This window comes from Alkalicoccobacillus plakortidis, assembly GCF_023703085.1.
Classification (GTDB): Bacteria; Bacillota; Bacilli; order Bacillales; family Bacillaceae_D; genus Alkalicoccobacillus; species Alkalicoccobacillus plakortidis.
In genome coordinates, this window is the sequence record NZ_JAMQJY010000001.1 from 2,151,030 (window position 1) to 2,173,713 (window position 22,684).

The 22,684-nt window shown below is 39.6% G+C and carries 20 protein-coding genes and 1 pseudogene; 7 read left to right on the forward strand and 14 right to left on the reverse strand.

The window, feature by feature from the left end; all coding sequences use genetic code 11:
- Positions 1 to 112 precede the first annotated feature (112 nt).
- The 3 genes from NDM98_RS11380 to NDM98_RS11390 all read right to left on the reverse strand — a co-directional run bounded on the left by NDM98_RS11380 (position 113) and on the right by NDM98_RS11390 (position 5,306).
- On the reverse strand, positions 113 to 1,474 hold the full coding sequence (locus tag NDM98_RS11380; RefSeq protein ID WP_251607607.1) for a YjiH family protein: 1,362 nt from the start codon (positions 1,472 to 1,474) through the stop codon (positions 113 to 115).
- Positions 1,475 to 1,604: 130 nt separating this feature from the next.
- The gene (locus NDM98_RS11385) at positions 1,605 to 3,287 is read right to left on the reverse strand and encodes a methyl-accepting chemotaxis protein (RefSeq protein ID WP_251607609.1); all 1,683 of its coding nucleotides are present in this window, start codon (positions 3,285 to 3,287) and stop codon (positions 1,605 to 1,607) included.
- Between the two features lie 150 nt (positions 3,288 to 3,437).
- Positions 3,438 to 5,306: a methyl-accepting chemotaxis protein gene (locus NDM98_RS11390; RefSeq protein WP_251607610.1), complete on the reverse strand. Its 1,869-nt coding sequence runs from the start codon at positions 5,304 to 5,306 to the stop codon at positions 3,438 to 3,440.
- Between the two features lie 180 nt (positions 5,307 to 5,486).
- Here NDM98_RS11390 and pdxK point away from each other — a divergent pair, with 180 nt between their 5' ends.
- Entirely contained in the window at positions 5,487 to 6,299 is an 813-nt protein-coding gene (pdxK, locus tag NDM98_RS11395; RefSeq protein ID WP_251607612.1) for a pyridoxine/pyridoxal/pyridoxamine kinase, read from the forward strand.
- Between the two features lie 86 nt (positions 6,300 to 6,385).
- Here the strand turns inward: pdxK and hxlB are convergent, their stop codons facing one another.
- From hxlB to NDM98_RS11445, 10 genes and pseudogenes are all read right to left on the reverse strand, one after another.
- The gene (gene hxlB, locus NDM98_RS11400) at positions 6,386 to 6,943 is read right to left on the reverse strand and encodes a 6-phospho-3-hexuloisomerase (RefSeq protein ID WP_251607614.1); all 558 of its coding nucleotides are present in this window, start codon (positions 6,941 to 6,943) and stop codon (positions 6,386 to 6,388) included.
- Positions 6,944 to 6,946: 3 nt separating this feature from the next.
- Complete coding sequence (gene hxlA, locus NDM98_RS11405; RefSeq protein ID WP_251607615.1) at positions 6,947 to 7,579, reverse strand: 3-hexulose-6-phosphate synthase; 633 nt, start codon at positions 7,577 to 7,579, stop codon at positions 6,947 to 6,949.
- A gap of 224 nt (positions 7,580 to 7,803) precedes the next feature.
- Positions 7,804 to 10,218 (reverse strand): heavy metal translocating P-type ATPase, encoded by a 2,415-nt coding sequence (locus tag NDM98_RS11410; protein ID WP_251607617.1) that lies wholly within the window; start codon positions 10,216 to 10,218, stop codon positions 7,804 to 7,806.
- A 53-nt stretch (positions 10,219 to 10,271) separates the two neighbouring features.
- Positions 10,272 to 10,481, reverse strand: coding sequence for a copper chaperone CopZ (copZ, locus tag NDM98_RS11415; protein WP_251607619.1), 210 nt, complete (start codon positions 10,479 to 10,481; stop codon positions 10,272 to 10,274).
- Between the two features lie 303 nt (positions 10,482 to 10,784).
- On the reverse strand, positions 10,785 to 12,149 hold the full coding sequence (glnA, locus tag NDM98_RS11420; protein ID WP_373370376.1) for a type I glutamate--ammonia ligase: 1,365 nt from the start codon (positions 12,147 to 12,149) through the stop codon (positions 10,785 to 10,787).
- Between the two features lie 228 nt (positions 12,150 to 12,377).
- Positions 12,378 to 12,812, reverse strand: a complete 435-nt coding sequence (locus tag NDM98_RS11425) for a DUF4064 domain-containing protein (protein ID WP_251607625.1) — start codon at positions 12,810 to 12,812, stop codon at positions 12,378 to 12,380.
- A 13-nt stretch (positions 12,813 to 12,825) separates the two neighbouring features.
- The gene (locus NDM98_RS11430; protein ID WP_251607628.1) at positions 12,826 to 13,272 is read right to left on the reverse strand and encodes a DUF4064 domain-containing protein; all 447 of its coding nucleotides are present in this window, start codon (positions 13,270 to 13,272) and stop codon (positions 12,826 to 12,828) included.
- A 126-nt stretch (positions 13,273 to 13,398) separates the two neighbouring features.
- The gene (gene cshA / locus NDM98_RS11435) at positions 13,399 to 14,937 is read right to left on the reverse strand and encodes a degradosome RNA helicase CshA (RefSeq protein ID WP_251607631.1); all 1,539 of its coding nucleotides are present in this window, start codon (positions 14,935 to 14,937) and stop codon (positions 13,399 to 13,401) included.
- A gap of 1,049 nt (positions 14,938 to 15,986) precedes the next feature.
- Positions 15,987 to 16,466 carry a thioredoxin family protein gene (locus tag NDM98_RS11440; protein ID WP_251607634.1) on the reverse strand — a complete coding sequence of 160 codons (480 nt, stop codon included), beginning with the start codon at positions 16,464 to 16,466 and terminating at the stop codon, positions 15,987 to 15,989.
- Positions 16,467 to 16,470: 4 nt separating this feature from the next.
- Positions 16,471 to 16,889 (reverse strand): annotated as a pseudogene (locus NDM98_RS11445) (disulfide oxidoreductase).
- Between the two features lie 180 nt (positions 16,890 to 17,069).
- Here NDM98_RS11445 and NDM98_RS24035 point away from each other — a divergent pair.
- The 6 genes from NDM98_RS24035 to floT all read left to right on the forward strand — a co-directional run bounded on the left by NDM98_RS24035 (position 17,070) and on the right by floT (position 21,203).
- Entirely contained in the window at positions 17,070 to 17,984 is a 915-nt protein-coding gene (locus NDM98_RS24035) for an NAD(P)/FAD-dependent oxidoreductase (RefSeq protein ID WP_307728793.1), read from the forward strand.
- Positions 17,953 to 18,612, forward strand: a complete 660-nt coding sequence (locus NDM98_RS24040) for a Rieske 2Fe-2S domain-containing protein (RefSeq protein ID WP_308807712.1) — start codon at positions 17,953 to 17,955, stop codon at positions 18,610 to 18,612. The genes NDM98_RS24035 and NDM98_RS24040 overlap by 32 nt, the downstream gene beginning before the upstream one ends.
- Before the next feature lie 104 nt (positions 18,613 to 18,716).
- Complete coding sequence (locus NDM98_RS11455; RefSeq protein WP_251607637.1) at positions 18,717 to 18,911, forward strand: YwbE family protein; 195 nt, start codon at positions 18,717 to 18,719, stop codon at positions 18,909 to 18,911.
- 163 nt (positions 18,912 to 19,074) lie between these two features.
- Positions 19,075 to 19,275, forward strand: a complete 201-nt coding sequence (locus NDM98_RS24045; RefSeq protein ID WP_307728794.1) for an NfeD family membrane protein — start codon at positions 19,075 to 19,077, stop codon at positions 19,273 to 19,275.
- A gap of 16 nt (positions 19,276 to 19,291) precedes the next feature.
- Entirely contained in the window at positions 19,292 to 19,603 is a 312-nt protein-coding gene (locus NDM98_RS24905) for an NfeD C-terminal domain-containing protein (protein WP_506324402.1), read from the forward strand.
- 34 nt (positions 19,604 to 19,637) lie between these two features.
- Positions 19,638 to 21,203: a flotillin lipid rafts scaffold protein FloT gene (floT, locus tag NDM98_RS11465; protein ID WP_251609106.1), complete on the forward strand. Its 1,566-nt coding sequence runs from the start codon at positions 19,638 to 19,640 to the stop codon at positions 21,201 to 21,203.
- A gap of 226 nt (positions 21,204 to 21,429) precedes the next feature.
- Here the strand turns inward: floT and NDM98_RS11470 are convergent, their stop codons facing one another.
- Positions 21,430 to 22,629 carry a class I SAM-dependent rRNA methyltransferase gene (locus NDM98_RS11470; protein ID WP_251607640.1) on the reverse strand — a complete coding sequence of 400 codons (1,200 nt, stop codon included), beginning with the start codon at positions 22,627 to 22,629 and terminating at the stop codon, positions 21,430 to 21,432.
- Between the last annotated feature and the right edge of the window lie 55 nt (positions 22,630 to 22,684).

Consider the following 22,684-nt stretch of genomic DNA (forward strand, 5'->3'; position numbering starts at 1 on the left):
GTTGTTTTGACACCTCTTTTTATAACGAACTTTTCTATATTGTATCACGAGCAAAAAAACCACTAAAAAAAACGAAATGGACGCCTTACTTGTCCATCCCGCTTTCTCTAACTTAAAAGAATATATGTGCCATGATTACAATCACAGGCAAGGTAATAATCGTTCTGATTAAGAAAATCAGAACAAGATCTAAGAAGTTTACTGGTAATTTTGAAGCTAAAAGTAATCCGCCCGTTTCAGATAGATAAATAAGCTGAGTGACAGATAAACAAGCAATGATAAAACGTGTCATTTCGCTTTCAATGCCACCTGCAAGTAAAGCAGGCAATAGCATATCCGCAAATCCAATAACCATTGTTTGACCAGCTGCTGCAGCTTCAGGAACCTGCATCCATTCTAATACCGGAACAAATGGGGCTCCTAACCATGTGAATACTGGAGTCAACTCAGCAAAAATCAAAGCAAGAGTACCAACAGCCATAACAACTGGCATAACGCCTAACCACATGTCCATAACGTTTTGCAGACCATTTTTAACGTGCTCTTTAGGTTTAGCTGTTCTATCAGCAACCATCATTGCACGGTTAAATCCTAAAGAAAAAAGATTTGTTCCTTTTGGATGAACTTCATTCTTTGCCTCCCGACCATCTATATACGTGTCTGCTTTTCTAGACAAAGGCGGGATACGTGGAGTGATAATAGCTGCTGCAAGACCCGCAACAACGATCGTCAGGTAATATGGCCAAAACATATGCTCAAGTTCAACATAAGACAAAATGACAATCGTAAAGGTAATTGAAACAACTGAGAACGTTGTAGAAACGATTGCAGCTTCACGTCTTGTATAATGTCCTTGCTCATACTGTTGATTACTTAACAAAACACCAACCGTTCCGTCACCCATCCAAGATGCAAGACAGTCCACCGAAGATCGACCAGGCAATCTAAACAGCGGGCGCATCAATTTGTTTAAAAGGGCCCCACACAATTCAAGTAAACCAAAATTCAATAATAGTGGAAGGAGCAAACCCGCAAATAAAAAGACTGCGAATAGTACAGGAAGAAGATCACCATATACAACTAAACCTGTATATTCACCCCATACAGCCTCGGGTCCCCACTGAAAGTAGGTCATGACACCAAAAATGGCACCAAGCACACGAATGATCAACCAAAATGGCCCAACCACAAATAATCTTTTTAAGAATGCATTTTGCATAAAAGATGCTGGCTTTGCGATTGTCACAAAAATCGTCATAATCACTGAAATTAATAACACTGCTAAAATAATCGTTGGTGTTGCACCAGCTAGAAGGTCTAAAAGAGTATTTGCCATGAACGCTACCGGAAGTGTAATATTTTCATCTGAATCTGTAAGTGGAACCATAAACAAGAAAATACCAAGTAAAGATGGAATAAGAAAAATAAATAAATTACGTATTGAGAAATAACTTTTTTCCTTAACTGAGTTCATATATATTACTCCTTATATAATTTATACGGTGGACCGTTAGATAATGTAACTACGTTTCTAATATCCCTAAATAATTATACATATATATTAATATTTAGCCAGTCTTTTTTGCTAAATATTTGGTACAAAGTTATGTTAGTTGGAATTTTATTAATCCTTTTTCCAATCCTCTAGAGTGAGCGGCTAAAAGATTAGCTGCGTTTTTCATCTCTCGAATAATACGAAGCTGTTCTTCTGTCAGTCTTGTTGCTACTTCAGCTTGCTTAACATGTTCAAGAGAGGCATTATTTACACTTCCTATTTGAGTGTGCAGTTCTTTTATATCTGAAGAAATAGAGTCAGTTGAAGCAGAGACACCTTCCATTTGTGTGTATACCTTTCGCACCGTTGCTATGATTTGGTCAAAGGAATCTACCACCTGATTCATCAACATTGTACCTTCTTCAACCTCCGTTCTTCCTGTTTCAATTTCGACTACCGCCTTTTTAGTTTCCTCTTGAATAGAAGTGATTAATTTCTCGATTTTTGAGGCAGATGACTTTGACTGTTCCGAGAGCTTCTGAACTTCTGTCGCAACAACGGCAAATCCATAACCATGCTTCCCTGCTCTGGCTGCCTCTATTGATGCATTTAAAGCAAGTAATCCAGTTTGATCTGATACTTCAGTAAGTACTGATAGAATTTGTCCAATTTCATCCGTACGCTTATCTAGTCGTTCCATTGTCTGTGCTGCATGAAGAACTGTCTCTTCAATTGTAGCGGTTTGATTCATCGCTTGTTGGATCAGCTTTTGACCTGACTTCGCTTGATTATCCATCTGACCCGCTGCAGCTGTTGCAGTCGCTGCAGCTTCATTAATGGTCACAACACTCTCTGCCACACCCTTTGTTTGGGTCAGACTTCTGGTCGTTAACTTTGAATTAAGTTCAGCCATAGCGGTCAAAGCCTGTAAGCTCGCTGTCATTTCATGTGCAGAGTCTTCAGTACTCAGTGAGCTACTAGATAGCTTATCTGCTGTGGTTGAAACATCCTTAGCCATCGAGGCAGTCGATCCAATTAATTTTTTTAGCGCGTGACGCATTTGGTTAAATGAATGTGTGACTACACTAATCTCATCTGCTGAATTGGACCTTAGGGGCTCACCCCTAAGGTCTCCATCCGCAATCAAATTTGCCTCTTTTGCCAGAAGGGTTAATGGGTTCGAAATCATTGCAGATATACGAAAGAATATCCACAAAATGATCAACAAGACAGTACTAGCAATGACTATTGATATCATCTGAAGCCTCTCACCTGAAGCGACAACCACTTCTATACTCTCATTAATCTTTTCTCGTTCATCTGCTGCAAGTGTATGAAAAGTTTCCATAATCTCATTAGCTATTGGTGTAGACCTCTCATCCATAATTCTAGCAGCAAGTTCATATTCACCATCTGTCATTAGTCCAAAGACTTGAAATGTAAGTACATCTTCCCACTCTTTTGCCTGGTCTATCGCTTCAATCAATTTTTCTTCGTAAGAATGTAAAAGAACCGTGTCCTCAAGCTCTTTACTATCGGCACTTATTGCCTTAAACCTTTCTAAATACTTTTCGTCATCGAACAGTAGATATCCTCTAGATAAAGCTAAACGTTCAGCAACATTAAAAGCCATTTGCTCTTTTGCAGAGAGTAATGGCAACTGACTTAATCTAATTTCCTCGATATGTTGATTAGTCTGATATGTATTCCAGATACTATAACTTGTAAAAGCAATAAATAATGTCACGATCGCTGTAAATATCAGTAACAGTTTACCTCGTACACTTTTCATATTCATCTCCCCTTCACCTACTATGTCCCTTCTTTAAGAATAGGTATTTAGACCCTGTTGTTCTAGTGACCCATTATGAAGATTTTGTAAAGGGGATGTAAAGAAACAAAAAATCCTGAGAAAACATATAGTCTCCTCAGGGCTTTGTCATTATGATGTTTTTCTATTAGGGAAATCTTCGTTTTGTTCCTCATCTATCTCATGATCTAACTCTTGTTCCGTTCCAAGATCATCATCAGCTTGATCTTCGTCTAGATCTTCAGCACTCGCGACATGATCTTGCTCTTCATTCACGAAATCTGTGTCATTCTGGCTAGATTTAAAATCAATTTTTGATGATAGTTTAAATTTAGATACTTCATCAAGTAGGTCATTGGCGAGTTCCGTTAGAACTTCTGCAGAGGCTGCGACCTCCTGCATCGCTGCCAGTTGTTGCTCGGTGCTTGCAGCCGCTTCTTCTGTATTTTCTAGGTTCGACTTAGATTGAGCATCCATATTAGAAATATGCTCATTCAATGTCATGGTTTGTTTAGCAATTCCTTGAGTTGCTGTGGATACGGCCATCATCTGATTGTTCACTTCTTTAATCGACTCGGAGATCTGTTCAAAAGAAGAGCCTACTTCCTTCATCATAGCAGTGCCTTCCGATACTTCTTCTGTCCCCTTTTTCATCTCAATGGCTGCTGTTTTTGCATCCGTTTGTATCGCCTTGATCATTCGCTCGATTTCGCTAGCTGAGGATTTTGATTCTTCTGCGAGCTTACGGACTTCATCGGCTACTACAGCGAATCCTCTTCCATGCTCTCCTGCCCGTGCTGCCTCAATGGCAGCATTTAAAGCAAGTAGGTTTGTCTGTTCCGATAAGGAGGTAATTAACTCTAGAATATCACCAATATCCTTTGAACGTGTATCTAGCTGACCCATAACATCTGCTGTTTTTCCAACTGTTTCTTGAATGTCTTCAATCTGTCCAACCGCTTGCTCAATAAGCTGCTTACCTCTTGTAGAGCGCTCCTCCATCTGTACAGACGCTTCAATGGCAGTTGCCGTTGCTAATGTAATATGTTCCACACTCTCTGCCATCGCATTTGACGCTTCCAAGCTATTTTTTGTTGATACAGAGCTTGCCTCTGCTGAACTTGATAATGATTGCACGGTTCCGGCAATTTGGTTCGTTGCGGCTGATGTCTCTTCTGAACTAGCAGACAGCTGCTCAGCTGTAGCTGCTACATTTTCAGACATACTCGCGGTTGTTCCAATTAGACTGCGTAACGAATCTCTCATTTTATTAAAGGATTCAGCTAACTTACCTAATTCATCCTTCGTTTTAACTTTAATCGGTTCTCCCGTTAGATCACCATCACTAATTAGATCTACTTCTTTTACTAATTGCTTTAACGGATTAGATATAGAAGAAGATAGTCGTAAAGCTAAAATAATCATAATCGTTGTAATAATAAGGGTTAAGATAATGACCACTAGTTGTAATTGTGCACTGGCTTCTTGAGTATTTTGTATACTAGCTGCCATAGAATGACGCTCATCCTCTGACATTTCCTGAAACTGAGTTGTTAGATTTCGTGCAATTGGAGTTGAACGAAGATTCATCATGGAACGTGCTAGATCAACACTTCCACTTTTATACATCGGGAACACTTCACCCGTTAATACACCCTCCCAGGCGTGTGTATATTCAAGCGCGGCGCTTAATTCTTCATCATTTGGAGCCAAACGTAATAGTTGTTCTTCCAGAGTAAGCGCTTCCTCACTTAATGTTTCGAAGCGTTCAAAATAATCATCATCACCAAAAAGGACATAACCTCTTGATGCAGCCAAACGATCTGTAATATTAAAAGCCATTTGTTCCTTGGCTAGAAGCAATGGAAATTCACTTTGTTCCATTTCATCCAGACGTTCATTTGAAAGATAGAGCGTTCCTACACTATATATGGAGAACGCTAAAAATAAGACGATAATGACTGAAAAAATGCGTAATAGTTTTCCTCTAACACTTTTCAACAATTTCTCACTCCCTATAACATACACTTTCTATTCTTATCGGTTATCTCTATGTAATTTTTCAGCTTATTCTTACAAATTTTTCATCAGAGATGAGATTCTTAGCCCCATACCTTTTCATTCCCTGTCCCACTTTAGTATAATGAAGATAGTTCTTAGGATAAGGGGAGTTTATGCGATATGAAACGTTACAAAGCACTAACAATTGCCGGCTCTGATACAAGTGGCGGCGCAGGGATTCAGGCTGATTTAAAAACATTTCAGGAATTAGGTGTATACGGAATGAATGCGTTAACGACCATTGTTGCGCAAAATCCGCATTCAGGTTGGGCACATGAAGTATTCCCAATTGATCCAGCTATTACTGAAAAACAAATAGAGACTGTTCTTGCAGGTATCGGAATAGATGCGGCTAAAACTGGAATGCTCGGTTCAATTGATATTATTGAATTAGTCGCTAAAAAGGTAGAACAATACAACATCCATAATCTTGTCGTTGATCCCGTTATGGTATGTAAAGGCGCCGACGAGGCACTAAACCCTGAAACCGATTCATGCTTACGAGATGTACTCGTACCTAAAGCTTTTGTCGTTACACCAAATTTATTTGAAGCATCACAACTAACAGGTAACGGTCCAATTACAACGGTTGATCAAATGAAAGATGCTGCAGCAGCTATTTATGAATTGGGTGCCAAGAATGTAGTCATTAAAGGTGGAAGCAAACTAGATCACCCGAACGCTGTAGATGTTTTTTATGATGGAAAAGAGATGCAACTGCTTGAATCAGATGAAATTAATACAACCTACACACATGGTGCAGGATGTACGTTTGCTGCAGCAATCACTGCAGAGCTTGCAAAAGGAGCATCTGTACAAGAAGCGGTCCTTAAAGCGAAACAATTTATCTCTGCCGCTATCAAACATGGTGTAGAGCTAAACCAATATGTAGGATCAGTTAGTCATGGTGCGTTTAACGGAACGTATACTTGATCAACATTGATTAGTGAGGAACAAAAAACACCCTCGATCTTATCTGCATAAATGCAGGTAGATCGAAGGTGTTTTTTTAGTTCAAGCTATTCAAGATTTGCATGCTTGCCATACATCTGCTTTGAATCAAGACCTTTTTTCTCCATAAAACGCAGGATGACTGCATCATAAAATAGAAGCGATGTTTGTTCAAAGAGTGAACCCATCGGTTGAATTGTTTCATATTGACCTTCTTCTCGATCTTTCGGTGCCCCTGGTAGGATCACCGTAAAATCCGCGATTTCACCAATGGTTGACTGCGGAGATAGTGTGATTGCAGCTACTACCCCACCCAGACTTTTAGCTTTTTCAACGATAGGAATCAATGTTTTGGTTTCACCGGATCCTGTTCCTACAATTAACAGGTCACCCTGTTCAAGGTTAGCAGTAACGGTTTCCCCAACGGCATACGCATCAATACCCATATGCATCATTCTCATAACAAAGGACTTACCCATTAATCCAGAACGACCGGCTCCAGTAACAAAAACTTTCTTTGCTTTTAGAATGGCTTCTACTAATTGGTCCGCCTCACTCTCTGAGATCGCCTGCACAGTACCCTGCAGCTCTTGAATGATCGTTTCAAGATACTCGGTTGTATTCATGAGTTACCCTTGGTTGATAAGAGCTTTGATTTCTTGTGCAGCTGTTTTCTTATCGTCTTTAGAAGTAATTCCGCCACCAACGATCACAAGATCTGGCTGAGCTTTGATTACCTCTGGAAGAGTTTCAAGCTTAATCCCACCAGCGATAGCTGTTTTGGCATTTTTAACAACAGCTTTGATTTTACGTAGATCTTCGAAAGAATCTTTTCCTTCTGCTTGAAGATCATATCCTGTATGAACGCAGATGTAGTCTGCTCCAAGTTGATCTAATTCTTTTGCACGTGTTTCGATATCCTTAACAGCAATCATATCTACAAGGATTTCTTTTCCTTCTTTTTTAGCTGATTCTACTGCTCCACGAATTGAGCTATCTTCTGCTGCACCAAGAATCGTTACAATATCTGCTCCAGCATTAGAAGCTTGTTGCACTTCATATCCTGCAGCATCCATGATTTTCACGTCTGCAAGTACAGTAAGGTTAGGATATGCTTCTTTCATCGCACGTACAGCCTCGTGTCCTAAGCTATTAATAATAGGTGTACCAATTTCCACGATATCGATGGAGTCTTGAACTTCTGCTACAAGCTCGATTGCTTCTGGTATATTAACAAGATCTAATGCTAGTTGTAATTTCATATAAATAATCTCCTTTGATCTTTTCAATTTGACAGTCTGACTTTAGCATCCCTAGAATTCCATTGCTTATTCAGTTGCCTGGATACAACTATACTAAGTACACAACGTAATTAAAAGTACGCACTTTAATCACATATAGTGTGAAAAAGTATACTGTCTGCATGCTATAAAAAAACCTTGACCGTGTAGTCAAGGTTTTTTTAATCGCTAGAAAATCCTACTCGCTAATTCTTAAACTGTATTCGCTGCAGACGTAATGCATTTAACACAACAGATACTGAACTAAATGCCATTGCCGCTCCTGCAACCCACGGGGCCAAGAACCCTGCTGCTGCAATAGGTATTCCAATGCAGTTATACGCAAGCGCCCAGAATAGGTTTTGCTTAATATTACGCATGGTTAAGCGACTGATGCGAATGGTATCAGCAATTCGATTTAAATCACCACGCACAAGTGTCACATCTGCAGCTTCAATTGCTATATCTGTTCCAGTACCAACGGCCATACCTATATCTGCCGTTACTAGTGCCGGTGCATCATTGATTCCATCTCCAACCATTGCCACCCTTTTACCTTGCTGTTGAAGTTTTTTTACTTCCTCAGCTTTCTCTTCCGGTAACACTTCAGCAATCGTTTGTTTAATACCTGCCTCTTTGGCGATGGCATTGGCTGTTTGCTTGTTATCGCCAGTTACCATATAAACATCTAGCCCCATTTGTTCGAGCCTGTTAATCGCCTCAGTTGAAGTCGCTTTGATTGTATCCGCAACAGCAATGATCCCTGCCAATACTCCATCAATTGCAACAAGCATGGCTGTTTTACCCTCTGATTCAAATGTATACATACTCTCACTAGCTACTGATGTGTTCACTTTATGTTTTTCCATTAAGCGACGTGTGCCCACAAGGATTCGCTGTCCTAATAGCTCTGCTTCAATACCAAAACCCGTTACAGCTTTAAAATCCTGCGTCTCAATAAGCTCTATTTCTCGATCTTCTACACCTCTTACAATTGCTCGTGCTAAAGGGTGTTCAGAATTTTTTTCAGCGGAACCAGCAAGCTTAAGAAAGTCCTCTTCATGAACGTGATCCATCGTCCAAACATCTGTCAGTACCGGTTCACCATTTGTTATCGTGCCTGTTTTATCAAGCATAATCGCATCAACAAGGTAGGTAGCTTCCAAGTGCTCTCCACCTCTAAATAAAATTCCATGTTCAGCCGCTCGACCTGAACCTGCCATAATAGATGTAGGGGTTGCAAGACCTAATGCACACGGACACGCAATAACAAGAACAGAGATAAATACTTCAAGTGCTGCACCAAGCTCTCCAGGCATGTAGGCAAAATACCAGATCAAAAAAGTAACAACGGCAATGCCAACAACAATTGGAACAAATACTCCAGAGATGCGATCGGCCATACGCTGAATTGGCGCTTTAGATGTTTGTGCCTGCTCAACAATGTGAACAATCTGAGAGAGAACTGTACCTTTCCCGACTTGTTCTGCACGAACCTGTAATGATCCATTTTGATTCAGCGTTGATCCTAAAACCGTATCACCCACACCTTTATCTACAGGAACACTTTCACCCGTAAGCATGGATTCATCTACTGCTCCTTGACCTTGGACAATGCTTCCATCTACAGGAATTTTTTCGCCCGGTCGTATCTTAAGCAGATCTCCCACTTTCACTTCTTCTGTCGGGATCTCCGTTTCAATACCATCTCTAATGACTCGAGCTGTTTTAGCTTGCAGTCCCATTAATTTTTTTATGGCATCTGAGGAACGTCCCTTAGCTTTAGCCTCAAATAATTTACCTAAAATAATTAAGGTAATTAACACAGCACTTGTTTCAAAATAAAGCTCCACCATATGACTGTGAGCCCCAACCTGAGCAAATGAAAGGTAGACACTGTAGAAATAAGCCGCAGACGTTCCCATTGCTACGAGTACATCCATATTGGCACCTCTGTTACGAAGTGCCTTATACGCTCCTACGTAAAATGGAAAACCAATAATAAATTGAACAGGTGTCGCCAGTGCCATTTGAAACCATGGATTCATAAATAAATCAGGCAACCAGATGAAGGATGTGAATTCAAAATGGCTGACCATCGCCCACAACAATGGGAAAGATAAAATAGCAGAAATCCAAAAACGATAGGTCTGTTTTTTTATTTCCTGTTTACGATAATCCTGTGACTCTTCATTCTCGCTTTTTTGTTTTAATGTATACCCGAGCTTTTGAACAGCCTCTTCCATCTCGTGTGGTGTAATTTGCTCAGATTGGTACTCGACTGTTGCTGTCTCTAAGGCCAGATTAACTGTTGCATTTGTTATTCCGTCTAAACGGTTTAATTTTTTCTCAATTCTACTAGAGCAAGCGGCACAAGTCATTCCGAGCACATCAAACTCCGTAGTATCCTTCACTACCCCATAGCCTAATGAATCAATCTTTGCATAGATCTCATCTGCTTGAGTCTGCGTATCATCATAAGACACGGTAGCACGTTCAAGGGCACTATTCACTTGTACACCTTGAACGCCGTCTATTCTCTTGACTCCTTTTTCTATTCGAGTGGCACAAGCTGCGCAAGTCATTCCACTTATTTGCATCGATAATTCTTTCTTACTCATTCTAACACCCCCGAAAGAAAAGGAGTCGTTAGCAAAACGACTCCTAGGATTTCTTATTTTGCTACATCGTACCCTTGGTCTTCAATTGTTTCTATAATTTCGGCTAACGGAACTTTGCCCTCTTCAAAACGCACATCTACAGTAGATTCTTCCAAATGGACTTTCACAGATTCAACACCATCCAATTGGCTAACATTGCCTTCAACTGCTTGAACGCAATGCTGACAAGACATTCCAGTTACATTTAATGTACTTTCTTTCATATTAACCACTCCTCGTACTATTTATTAATTACAGTGTACTATACCCTATGGGGGTAATCAAGTTATACGCACAAAAATATAGATGCTCCAGGAACAAAGGGGAAGTTTTAGTTCGAAGGTTCCACACAGCGGAGTAATTATAGATCCGTATTCCCTACTATCTTACCTGAAATCAAACGACGAGTTCGTGCATAGAGTCCCCCCTTGGGTATCTTTATATATTTGTATCTAAAACAAAAAAACGAACGACCCTCATCAGGATCGCTCGTCTTTTTAATTTGTTTTGATATGAATCATTTAGAATTAATATTTAGATTGGTAAGCAGAGATTTCCCAGTCATGTACAGTCATACGGAACTGATCCCACTCGCCACGTTTTAACTCAAGGTATTCAGTAAAAGCATGTTCACCTAGTGTAGCTTCCCCAATTTTTCCTGACTCAAAACGCTCTAGCGCTTGCTCAAGGCTTGTTGGAAGATTATCAATCCCACGATCTTCAATTTCTGCTGATGTCATGCTAAAGATATCAGCATCAACAGAAGCTGGAGCCGTTAGCCCACGTTCCACTCCATCAAGACCAGCAGAAGCAATCACAGCAAATGCAAGGTATGGATTAGCAGATGGATCCGGACAGCGAATTTCTACGCGAGTTCCTGGACCACGTGTTGCTGGAATACGAATTAATGCTGAACGGTTAGATGCAGACCATGCGATGTAACATGGTGCTTCGTATCCTGGAACTAGACGCTTATACGAGTTAACCAATGGATTTGTTACTGCAACAAAATCCTTCACATTATCAATTAAGCCACCAATGAAGCTGTAAGCAATCGGCGAAAGGCCAAGCTTATCAGAATCATCATAAAAAGAGTTTTCTTGTTTTTCATCATTAAATAATGAAATGTTGACGTGCATACCATTTCCATTTGCTCCAGCAAGCGGTTTTGGCATAAATGTCGCGTGTAAACCAAATTGCTTAGCAACTGTTTTTACAACCCATTTGTATGTGGTAGCAGCGTCAGCAGAAGCAAGTGCATCTGCATATTTGAAGTTGATTTCATGTTGACCTTCTGCCACTTCATGGTGAGAAGCTTCAATTGTGAAACCAAGCATTTTAAGCGCTTTGTAAATAGCCAAACGTACTTTTTCTCCATCATCCTTTGGAGATGGCTCAAAGTATCCACCTACATCTTGAGTACGCTGTGTTGGTAAACCATACTCATCCGTTTCAAATAAGAAGAATTCAAGCTCAGGTCCGACACTGATAGAGAAACCTTGATCTTTTGCTCTCTTCACTGTCTTTTTTAATACATTTCTAGGATCTCCCTCGAAATCGGACCCATCAGGCTTTTTTACACTACACAGGAAGCGTGCTTCAGAATACCCTTCCTCTTCTGTCCAAGGTAGAACAGCAAAAGTAGTAATATCTGGCACAAGGTACAAGTCAGACTGATTAATAGGCGTGAATCCAGTGATAGAAGAACCATCAAACATTGTTTCTCCATTAACTGCCTGACCAAGTTGCTCAGCTGTAATGGTAACGTGCTTTAATGTACCTTCTAAATCAACAAACTGCATGTGTAATAGCTCTACACTTTTCTTCTCAATCGTTTCTTTAATTGTTTCCAAAATGCTTTCTCTAGTTGGCGCATTTACCGACATCCCCATACACTTCCTTTTCATGTAATCTTATTTAACACAATCTTGATATCTTTTACTTTATGATTCTATGAGTGCCAATGCAATCGATATGTAAGATTATCTAACAAAGAAATCTCCTGGTAAAACTAAGCAATCGCAATAGTGGCGTGCGATAAAGCGCTTTATCCGTTAAATTCGACTTTTCTAAATATTCCTTTGGGAGGTAATTCTCTAGATAATTACCTCCCTCATTTTTTACACTGTTTCAACAGGTTGTTCTACTGGTGGAGCTTTACGCGCAAGAGCCATGATTCCTGCTACTACATAAAGGACAGCCGGAATTATTGAGAGAAGACCAATGACGCCACCAATGATAAACAAGATTCCTGCTACTTTTGTTTTCTTCTTAACAAATATAGTGGCAATAAGTCCTAAAATTGCAGAGATAACAAACGAAATGGTAATACCAAAAGAAAAAGAGGAAACAAGCTCTACAAGTTCTTCTGCATTTTGAACATCTGCCGCACTAAGCGTCGGATCGTTTTGCATTTCCTCCATTATTTCTTGTTGAATCTGTTCATCACTTCCGGCGACATTAAAAATGGATGTTACCCCAATCATCAATAGAATACCAAACGCAATGAAAACAGTGCCTAAAATACCAAGTACTAATTCTGCGGTTCTCTTCATTCTTTTCTCCCCTTTAATTAATTTGTTGTTCTTGTTCTACTGGTGTTCTTCTTACAAGTGCCATGATTCCTGCAATGATAAACAATATGGCTGGAATAAAAATAAAGTACCAAATTGTAATCAAACTAATAATCGCAGCTAATAGCCACATAACCCCAGATAAAACTGGCATTTTTCTAACAAAAACGGTTGCAATAATGCCTAAAACAACGGTGAAAAATAAGACCAATGCCATAAACAATCCATTGTCTGAGATATGAGTGATAAACTCATTCACAACAGCTAAATCCTCACCGGTTAATTGCAATTCCGGATCTTGTGGGTTTTGAAACATTGATTCAATGTCTTCTTGTACGCCTGGAGAACTTAGACCTACTGTGGTTAAAGCTAGTAATAACGTACCAATCGTCATCATCACAATTCCAATGATCCCCAATACCCTTTCTGCCTTTCGCTTCAAAAAAACAACTCCTATCTTTATATAGATCTTTCACACCATCTTTTCTATTGTAATACATGTTTGAATTGCTAGTAAATGCTAATCAAAAAAACCTGATCCGCATAATACGGATCAGGTTCTGTATTTTTACTTATTATAAGCGTGTTTTTTAGGCTTACGGCTTTGCCCTTGGCTACTGCTACTGCTACTGCTGCTGTTATTACTTCCACCACGGTATTCTCCACGACGACCGCCTCCACGGTTGTCGCCTCCGCGTCCACCTTGACGACGACGATCATCTTGACGATAGCGTGAACGTCCACCGCTTCCGCTTCCGCCACCATCGCGACGAGGTTTTTTCGAACGAAGTGGCGCTTCATCTGTCAAACGAACCGGTGTTGCATCAGGTTCTTTTGTTAGAAGCTTTAATGCTGCTGACAAAGCTGTCGTTGCATCTGTATCTTTAAGAAGCTCTTCAGCTGCTCCACGATAAGATTCTGCACCATTTTCAACTTCAGTCAAAGCACGTAATTGTTCAATCGCAAGCTTTTGTTGCCCTTCAAGCGCTTGTTCTAGTGTTGGCGCATTGTGACGAACCATTTTTTTCTTAGAAACGCGTTCAATTGCTTTGATATGATCTCTTTCACGAGGTGTACCAAATGTAACAGCGATCCCAGAACGTCCTGCACGACCTGTACGACCAATACGGTGTACATAGCTTTCAGGATCTTGTGGAAGGTCAAAGTTATAAACGTGAGAGACACCACTGATGTCTAGTCCACGAGCTGCTACGTCTGTGGCTACAAGAACATCGATTAGACCTGTTTTAAATTTACGAAGTACGCTATCACGTTTCGCTTGGTTTAAGTCACCATGAATACCTTCAGCACGGTAACCACGTTTGATTAAAGCTTCCGCAAGCTCATCAACGCGACGTTTTGTACGACCAAAAACAATCGCAAGCTCAGGAACTTGAATATCAATTAAACGAGTTAACGCATCAAACTTCTCGCGCTCATATACCTCAATGTATTGCTGTTCAATGTTTTCCATTGTAACTTCTGAAGACTTCACAGCAATAACTTCTGGTGAATCCATAAATGTAGTAGCTAGCTTTTCAATACGCTTAGGCATTGTTGCTGAGAAAAGAAGCGTCTGACGCTCAGAAGGTGTTTCTTTTAAAATGGTCTCAATATCTTCAATGAACCCCATGTTCAACATTTCATCTGCTTCATCAAGAACAACAGTGTCAACTTGATCAAGAAGAATTGTTTTACGACGCATATGGTCCATCAAACGACCTGGAGTTGCAACCACAATGTGTGGGTTTTGTTTTAAGTCACGAATTTGCTTGCGCATATCTTGACCACCGTAAACAACAACTGTACGTACACCTTTTTTACGGCCAAATTTAATTAATGATTCTGCTACTTGATTAGCAAGTTCTCTTGTTGGTGCAATAACCAACCCTTGAACTTCACGCTTATCAATGTTGATTCTTTCTACTAAAGGAACACCAAATGCTCCTGTTTTCCCTGTTCCGGTTTGAGCTTGACCAATGATATCCTTCCCTTGTAATGCTTTAGGAATCGTTGCTTCTTGGATTGGTGTAGCCTTATCAAACCCCATACCTGTTACTGCCTGAACCACTTGCTCGCTCAGATTAAAATCATAAAATGTTGCCAAATGACAAATCTCCTTTTTGGCACCCTTCAGATGGTGACACGTTAGTCAGCCTTTCATCTCCACTTAGAGACGCGTAATTTATAACGCAGAAAGACCATACCCCCTAACAACCTGGATATGGTCGTCTGCCTGAATTTATGTGTCGCCTACATACTAAGGCGCTTGTAGTTTTTTTTTCCACTGTTAATCATATCATGGCTGCTAAGTTAAATCAATGGGCGGTCATGATTTGCTTGTTAGATCTACTCTCATATGGTGGCATTCAATTATTATGCTGACCAAAAAAATAAAAATCTATTCTTTTTTAAAAAAACTTTTAAAAATAGTGATCCCTTGTCCAATTCTTTTCGTTACCTTTATGAATCAACCAAAAAGGGGGTCAACAACATGTTCACAGATATTCTAGTTCAGTTATTTGAATCTGTAAGCAATGCAATTGGCACACTTGGTTAAAAATCATGTAAAAAGTCGAAATCAATAAAAATAAACAAAGGAGGTCACGCCCATGTTTACAGACATTCTTGTTCAATTATTTGAATCAGTTAGTAATGCAATTGGTACTCTTGGCTAAGCTTCATTTTACTTAATCTAAATAATAAAGGAGGTCACGCCCATGTTTACAGACATTCTTGTTCAATTATTTGAATCAGTTAGTAACGCAATTGGTACTCTTGGCTAAGCTTCATTTTACTTAATCTAAATAATAAAGGAGGTCACGCCCATGTTTACAGACATTCTTGTTCAATTATTTGAATCAGTTAGTAACGCAATTGGTACTCTTGGCTAAACTCTTTTTACTTAAACTAATTAACAAAGGAGGTCACTTCCATGTTCACAGATATTCTTGTTCAATTATTTGAATCAGTTAGTAATGTAATCGGTACTCTTGGTTAAGCTTCATTTTACTTACTCTAATTAACAAAGGAGGTCACTTCCATGTTTACAGATATCCTTGTTCAATTGTTTGAATCAGTTAGTAATGTGATTGGTACTTTAGGTTAATAAAAAAAGGTCTGTGAGAGAGTGAAGTCTCACAGGCCTTTTTCTTGTTATTCAGAAGGATATGCTGTTAGGAATTGTTCATATATTTCATTTTCTGCTGCTCCAACAATTCGTTGTTCCTCTACCCCATTTTTAAAGTGAACCAATGTAGGTGTTGATTGAATATTGTAATCATCCCAGCCCTGCTCAAATTCACGCAGATTATATTGAGGAATATCTTCTCCTAAATCTTCCGCTATTTCCACCAATCTTGGTGTCGCTTCTCGACAATGTGGACATTCTGATGCATAAAAATAAACGGTGAATGTTTCTTGATTGTCTAAACGTTCTTGAAGCTCATCAGGCAGAATCGCGTTCTGATAGTTAGGATCATCAACAATTTCCATCGTTGCAGGCATCAGTTCATCCTTACCAAATTGATTTTCACCCACTAATTCCATCTTCTGCTTATTGCTTGTCATTGTTAATAAGGCGAGTAGTGCAAATACAACGACAATAATGCCACCAAATAATATAATCTTCTTCATGTAATCAACCCCTGGATTTCTTAAGTATAACAATACTAGTAATAAGTATAATTAAAAAGGCCGTTCCCGCAAGAAACGGAATCGTTACAAAACCAAACATATTTATATATTCACCTGTACATGGTACCCGACCACATCCAGGACCTGAACCAACCGTGTCAGGCAACTTTTGAAGCGTATAGTGATAGATCGAGATACAGAGTCCAATTCCAGATAGGACGGCTGCATATATAGCTGAGCTCGCTTCTTTTCTTATAATACCAATTAATAGAATGATAACTAGTGGGTACATTAAAATTCGCTGATACAGCATAGTGTACATGGTTCAAAGTGTCGAATTTCAGAAAAATATAATGAACCTAAAGTTGCTGTAAAAGCTGTGCCCCAGGCAAGCAACAATAAATTTTCAACTATTTTTTTCATAACGTGTCCTTTCTCATATTCAGTTTTTCAAACATAAGGCTATAAAAAACTTTATCAAGATCTTATTTAGTTGTCACTATTTTTGTACTATTTTTCATTTCATTCTTAATCTCATATACATGGTTTTGACACATTCAGACAAAACTATGCCAAGAACTTACATTAGGAGGTTAGAGTAGGATGAGTGACATAAGAGAAAATTCAAATGAACAGACGTATTGGCGCACAGATGTAGAAATGCCTGAATTTGCACCACTTTCAAATAGTGTCGACGTAGATGTTGCGATCATTGGTGGAGGTATTACCGGCTTAACGACCGCATATATTCTTTCTAAAGAAGGTAAAAAAGTTGCTGTACTTGAGGCAGATCGCATTTGTGAGGGCACAACTGGCCATACCACTGCTAAAATTACCGCACAGCACGGCTTCATCTATGATGAACTAGTTAGTCATCTAGGCGTGAGTGGAGCAAAACTGTATTATCAAGCCAATCAACGAGCGATCGATTTTATTCGAGAGTTAGTTTCTACACATCAGATTAAATGTAACTTTGAGGATGAACACTCCTACCTTTATGCAACCACTGAAGAAGGAGTACACAAGCTTGAGAAGGAGAAACAAGCTTATGAACAAGTAGGTATTGCTCATGAATGGCTTGATACACTTCCTCTCAACATTCCGATTAAAGCTGCTCTTTGTATGAAAAACCAAGCTCAGTTTCACCCACTTAAGTTTATGGCTTTTTTGGCGAATGAAATCATTAAAAAAGGTGGAGTCATTTTTGAACAAACGGTTGCTCTTGATATCAATCATGATGCCAAACCAACTGTTCTCACCAAAAATGGATACCCCGTAACAGCCTCTTCTATTGTTGCAGCTTCTCACTTCCCATTTGTTGATAAAGGAGGGCTCTACTTTTCACGAATGAAAGCAGACCGTTCATATATTATTGCTGCCCAAACAGAAGATAACTGGCCAGGAGGTATGTATTTAAATGTTGATAGACCCAGTCGTTCTATCCGTGCTTCTACCACAAGTGACGGGAAAACGATTATTCTCTTAGGTGGAGAGCATCATAAAGCTTGGACAAGGTGAAGATACACGCATTTATTACGAGGAACTGGAAGCATATGGAACCAAATACTTTACGTCGTTTGACGTCAAAAATCGTTGGTCCGCTCAAGACTTAACAACACTAGACAATCTCCCGTACATTGGTCGCTTATCCCCTTTACACACCGATCTATTTGTCGCGACAGGATACCGGAAATGGGGTATGACAGGTGGCACAAATGCCGGGATCATTTTGGCAAATGTCATCGTTCATGGCTCAGATGAGTTTGAAAGTGTATTTCTGCCTAGCCGAGTTCATGCCGATCCAAGTATTCGTCATTTCCTAAAGGAAAACCTCAATGTCGCATCTGAACTCATTAAAGGAAAAGTAAGCCCTGACGAACAAAGCATTAACAGCCTTAAGAACGATGAAGGAGCGGCTGTTCACTACCAAGGGAAAAAGGCTGGAGCCTATCGCGACAATGATGGACAAATTTTTATTGTTGATACAACCTGCACGCATATTGGGTGTGAAGTTGGTTGGAACAAAGGTGATCGTACATGGGATTGTCCTTGCCACGGCTCACGATTTTCTTATTCTGGTGATGTACTTGAAGGTCCTGCTAAAGAGCCACTCCCACTACTTTCACACGAAAAAACAACGACTTAATATGAAAAGCTGTGGAAAAAAGTTCCGCAGCTTTCTTCATTTCATGTAGAATTAGTGGAGGTAATAGGTAAATGATACGTAATGATGAAAGGAGTTGAATACATATGAATGGACAAAAGCGAGCAGATATCAAAGCTGGTTTACGTGTAGAAATTGTATTGAAACAGGACCAACGATCAGGAAAGCGGACGGAAGGAATCGTCAAAGACATTCTTACAAATTCCCCTTCTCATCCCCACGGTATCAAAGTCCGTCTAACTGACGGTCAAGTTGGCCGAGTTCAAGCTATTCTGAATTAATTTGAAAAAAATTCAAAATTACAGAAACCAGATGCCCTTCCATCCGTATATACAACTAAAGCACATTAACTAGTCGCTTATTATTGTAGGAAGGGAGTAGCTAGAAAATTTCATGAGTAGATAGCAAACTAGCGGTCAAAAGGCTTCAAAGGAGGAAATCTACATGGAGAACATAGAACAAATTTATTTATACGGATTAATCGCAGGCGGTGTATTAACACTTGTCTATATTTTAGTAAGTGATATGTTAGATGGCCTGTTTGAATTTATACCAGATGGCTTGTTTAATCCAACACTTATTCTTTCATTTGTAACCTTTTTGAGCGCTTGGAGGTTATCTACTCGAAACGCTTACATCGATTAACAGTATCATTATTCTTATCGTCTCAGCCCTTGTCTCACTGTTACTTGTTTTACTTTTAAATATATTTGTTTTAATACCATTAACAAATGCAGAAGAGTCTAATGCGTATACGGAAGACGACTTAATTGGTCGAGCCGGCCATGTCATAGTATCCATTCCAAAAGATGGTTTTGGTGAAGTGATCTTGCATGACTCAGGAGGCACCGTATCCAAAACAGCAAAAGGATTTGACGAGGAAGAAATTCCATCGGGAAAAGATATTCTTGTGATCGATATTAAAGATGGCGTTGCCTATGTATCTGTGAAAGATGAAGACTTATCATTTTAAATTTATTTTAGGAGGAATTTAATTGGATCAATTAATTACACCAACTATTCTTGTTATCGCAGCAGCCGCTGCTATTGTTCTAGCTTTAATCGGCGTATTTGTAACAAAGTATCGTACAGCCGGTCCTGATGAAGCACTTATTGTTACAGGTAGTTATCTTGGTGGAAAAAATGTAAATATTGATGGAGCAGGTAACCGAATTAAAATTGTACGCGGTGGTGGTACATTTGTTATGCCGGTTTTCCAGCAAGCAAAACCTCTCAGCCTTCTATCAAGTAAGTTAGATGTACAAACACCTGAGGTTTACACTGAGCAAGGTGTACCTGTTATTGCTGATGGTACAGCCATTATTAAAATTGGTGGATCTATTAGCGAAATCGCTACAGCAGCAGAGCAATTCCTTGGAAAAACGCGTGAAGACCGCGAGAACGAAGCAAAAGAAGTTCTTGAAGGTCATCTTCGTTCGATCTTGGGATCAATGACTGTTGAAGAAATCTACAAAAATAGAGAGCGTTTTTCACAGGAAGTACAAAAGGTTGCATCACAAGATTTAGCTAAGATGGGTCTTGTAATCGTATCATTTACAATTAAGGATCTTCGTGACACAAACGGATACTTAGAATCATTAGGTAAACCAAGAATCGCTCAGGTGAAACGTGACGCAGACATCGCTACAGCTGATGCGCAAATGGAAACACGTATTAAGCAAGCAGAAGCTAACAAACTTGCACAACGTTCTGAAATTGAACGTGCAACTGAAATTGCTGAAGCTGAAAAAGATAATCAGTTAAAAGTAGCTGAATATCGTACAGAGCAAGAAAAAGCGAAAGCACTTGCCGATCAATCTTACCACTTACAAGAAGCTCGTTCGAAACAGGAAGTTACAGAGCAGCAAATGCAAATTCAAATTATTGAGCGTCAGAAACAAATTGAGTTAGAAGAAAAAGAGATTGCTAGACGTGAACGTCAATACGATTCAGAAGTGAAGAAAAAAGCAGATGCCGATCGTTATGCTGTTGAGCAAGCAGCCGAAGCATCTAAAAGCAAGCAATTGGCAGAAGCCGATGCTGATAAATACCGTGTTGAAGCAATGGCAAAAGCCGACGCTGAAAAAGTACGCGTAGATGGTTTAGCACACGCTGAAGCGAATCGTGCACAAGGGGAAGCTGAAGCCGAAGTTATCCGTCTAAAAGGTCTTGCAGAAGCAGAAGCAAAAGAGAAAATCGCCGAAGCCTTCGAAAAATACGGTCAGGCTGCAATGCTCGATATGATTGTGAACATGCTTCCTGATTATGCTAAAGAAGTTGCTGCTCCACTAGGTAATATCGACAAAATTACCGTTGTTGATACTGGTGGCAATGGTGAGAATAGCGGCGCTAATAAGGTCACAGGATATGCCACAGACTTAATGAGTACACTGCAACATTCACTAAAAGCCTCTTCAGGAATAGACATGAAAGAATTAATCGAGAACTTCTCAGGAAAAGGCAATGTACGCTCTTCCATTGAAGAATTAACAAATGAAGTGAAGAACTCCGGAAAATCCTCTGAAACAGAAACAGCTGCAACTTCAGAAGATTCAACAGAAGAAGAGAAGTAAAATAAGCAAATAACCTATAAAGACGAGCGAACCTGATCAGGTTCGCTCGTCTTTTGGTTTCAAGATACTTATGAGAGCAAGAGGAATCTGCAGGCTTGCCGCTACCGGGTTAGGGGGCACGCTTTCCGTGGGCGGGTGCGAAATGTATGTCCGGAGCGGTAGCAATACTCTCTTATTAATAGGGCTCGATTTAGTAACTTATAATTTCTATCTCAGCCCTTTTCCCTCAATCTTCCCTTTTTATAAACAAGACTTTGAGATAATTACTTTCCTTATAGTTGCTCAAGTACGGGTAATCATCTGGTACTGTGTGTTCTTCAAGAATTGTATAGTTAAGCTTCTGGCTTTTGAACGCTTGTTCTACAAAAGTCTTAAACTTACGCATTCCTAACACACTATTATTTGTTGATGCTACAATGACACCATTTTTTTCTGTAATAGCAATGGCCTGTTTTAATAATGCCGGGTAATCTTTTGCCACGCTGAACGATTGTTTTTTTGAACGGGCAAAGCTTGGTGGATCAATGACAACAAGATCAAATAGAAGTTGTTTTTTCTGCGCATATTTAAAATACTCAAATACATCCATCACATGAATACGTTGCTGCTCCAAATCCAATCCATTAACTGAAAATTGCTCAATCGTACGTTCCTTACTTCTAGATGCCAAGTCCACACTTGTCGTTTGCACGGCTCCACCATTCGCTGCTGCCACTGAAAATGCACCAGTATAAGAAAAAGTATTTAAAACCGTTTTGTCTTTTGCATAGTCTTCGTTTATTCGTTTACGAACTTCTCGTTGGTCTAAGAATATTCCGGTCATTGGCCCATCATTCAGGTAAACAGCATACTTAATTCCATTTTCCATTATTAATAATGGTTCTGGCGCTTGTTCCCCTTCAACAAAATCATCATCTTCAACGTACGTTCCTTTTTGGGCAAAGCGTTTCTTCTCATAAAGCCCAATAAATGGGTATGTTCTTTTAACAGCTTCAATGACCCATTCCTTCATAGAATAAATACCTTCGCTGTAGTAAGTAATCACTCCATACTCCGCATAAAAATCAATGGTTAACCCACCAATTCCATCCCCTTCGCCATTAAACAATCGAAACGCATTGGTCTTCTCATCAGAGAACAAGCGGCTTCTCATTGCAAACGCCTTCTGGATTCTTTGTATGAATAGCTCAACATCAATGACTTCTTGTTTCTTAGTAGAAAGAATCCAACCTCTTCCTTTGTTTTGTTGCCCATAATAGCCTTTTGCAACAAAGGCTCCACTCTCATCCTCTATCGTTAGGAAATCCCCTTCCAATAAGGGTTCTTCTACTTGTTCCACTATTTCTTGTTCTACAATCGGAAATCCTCGTTTATATAAAGATGCTAATCGACTATCGACTTGAAGAGTTACATTCGCTCTACTCATAATTGCTCATCCTATCCTTCTTCTACTTTGTGCTTGCTCATTATAACATGTCATT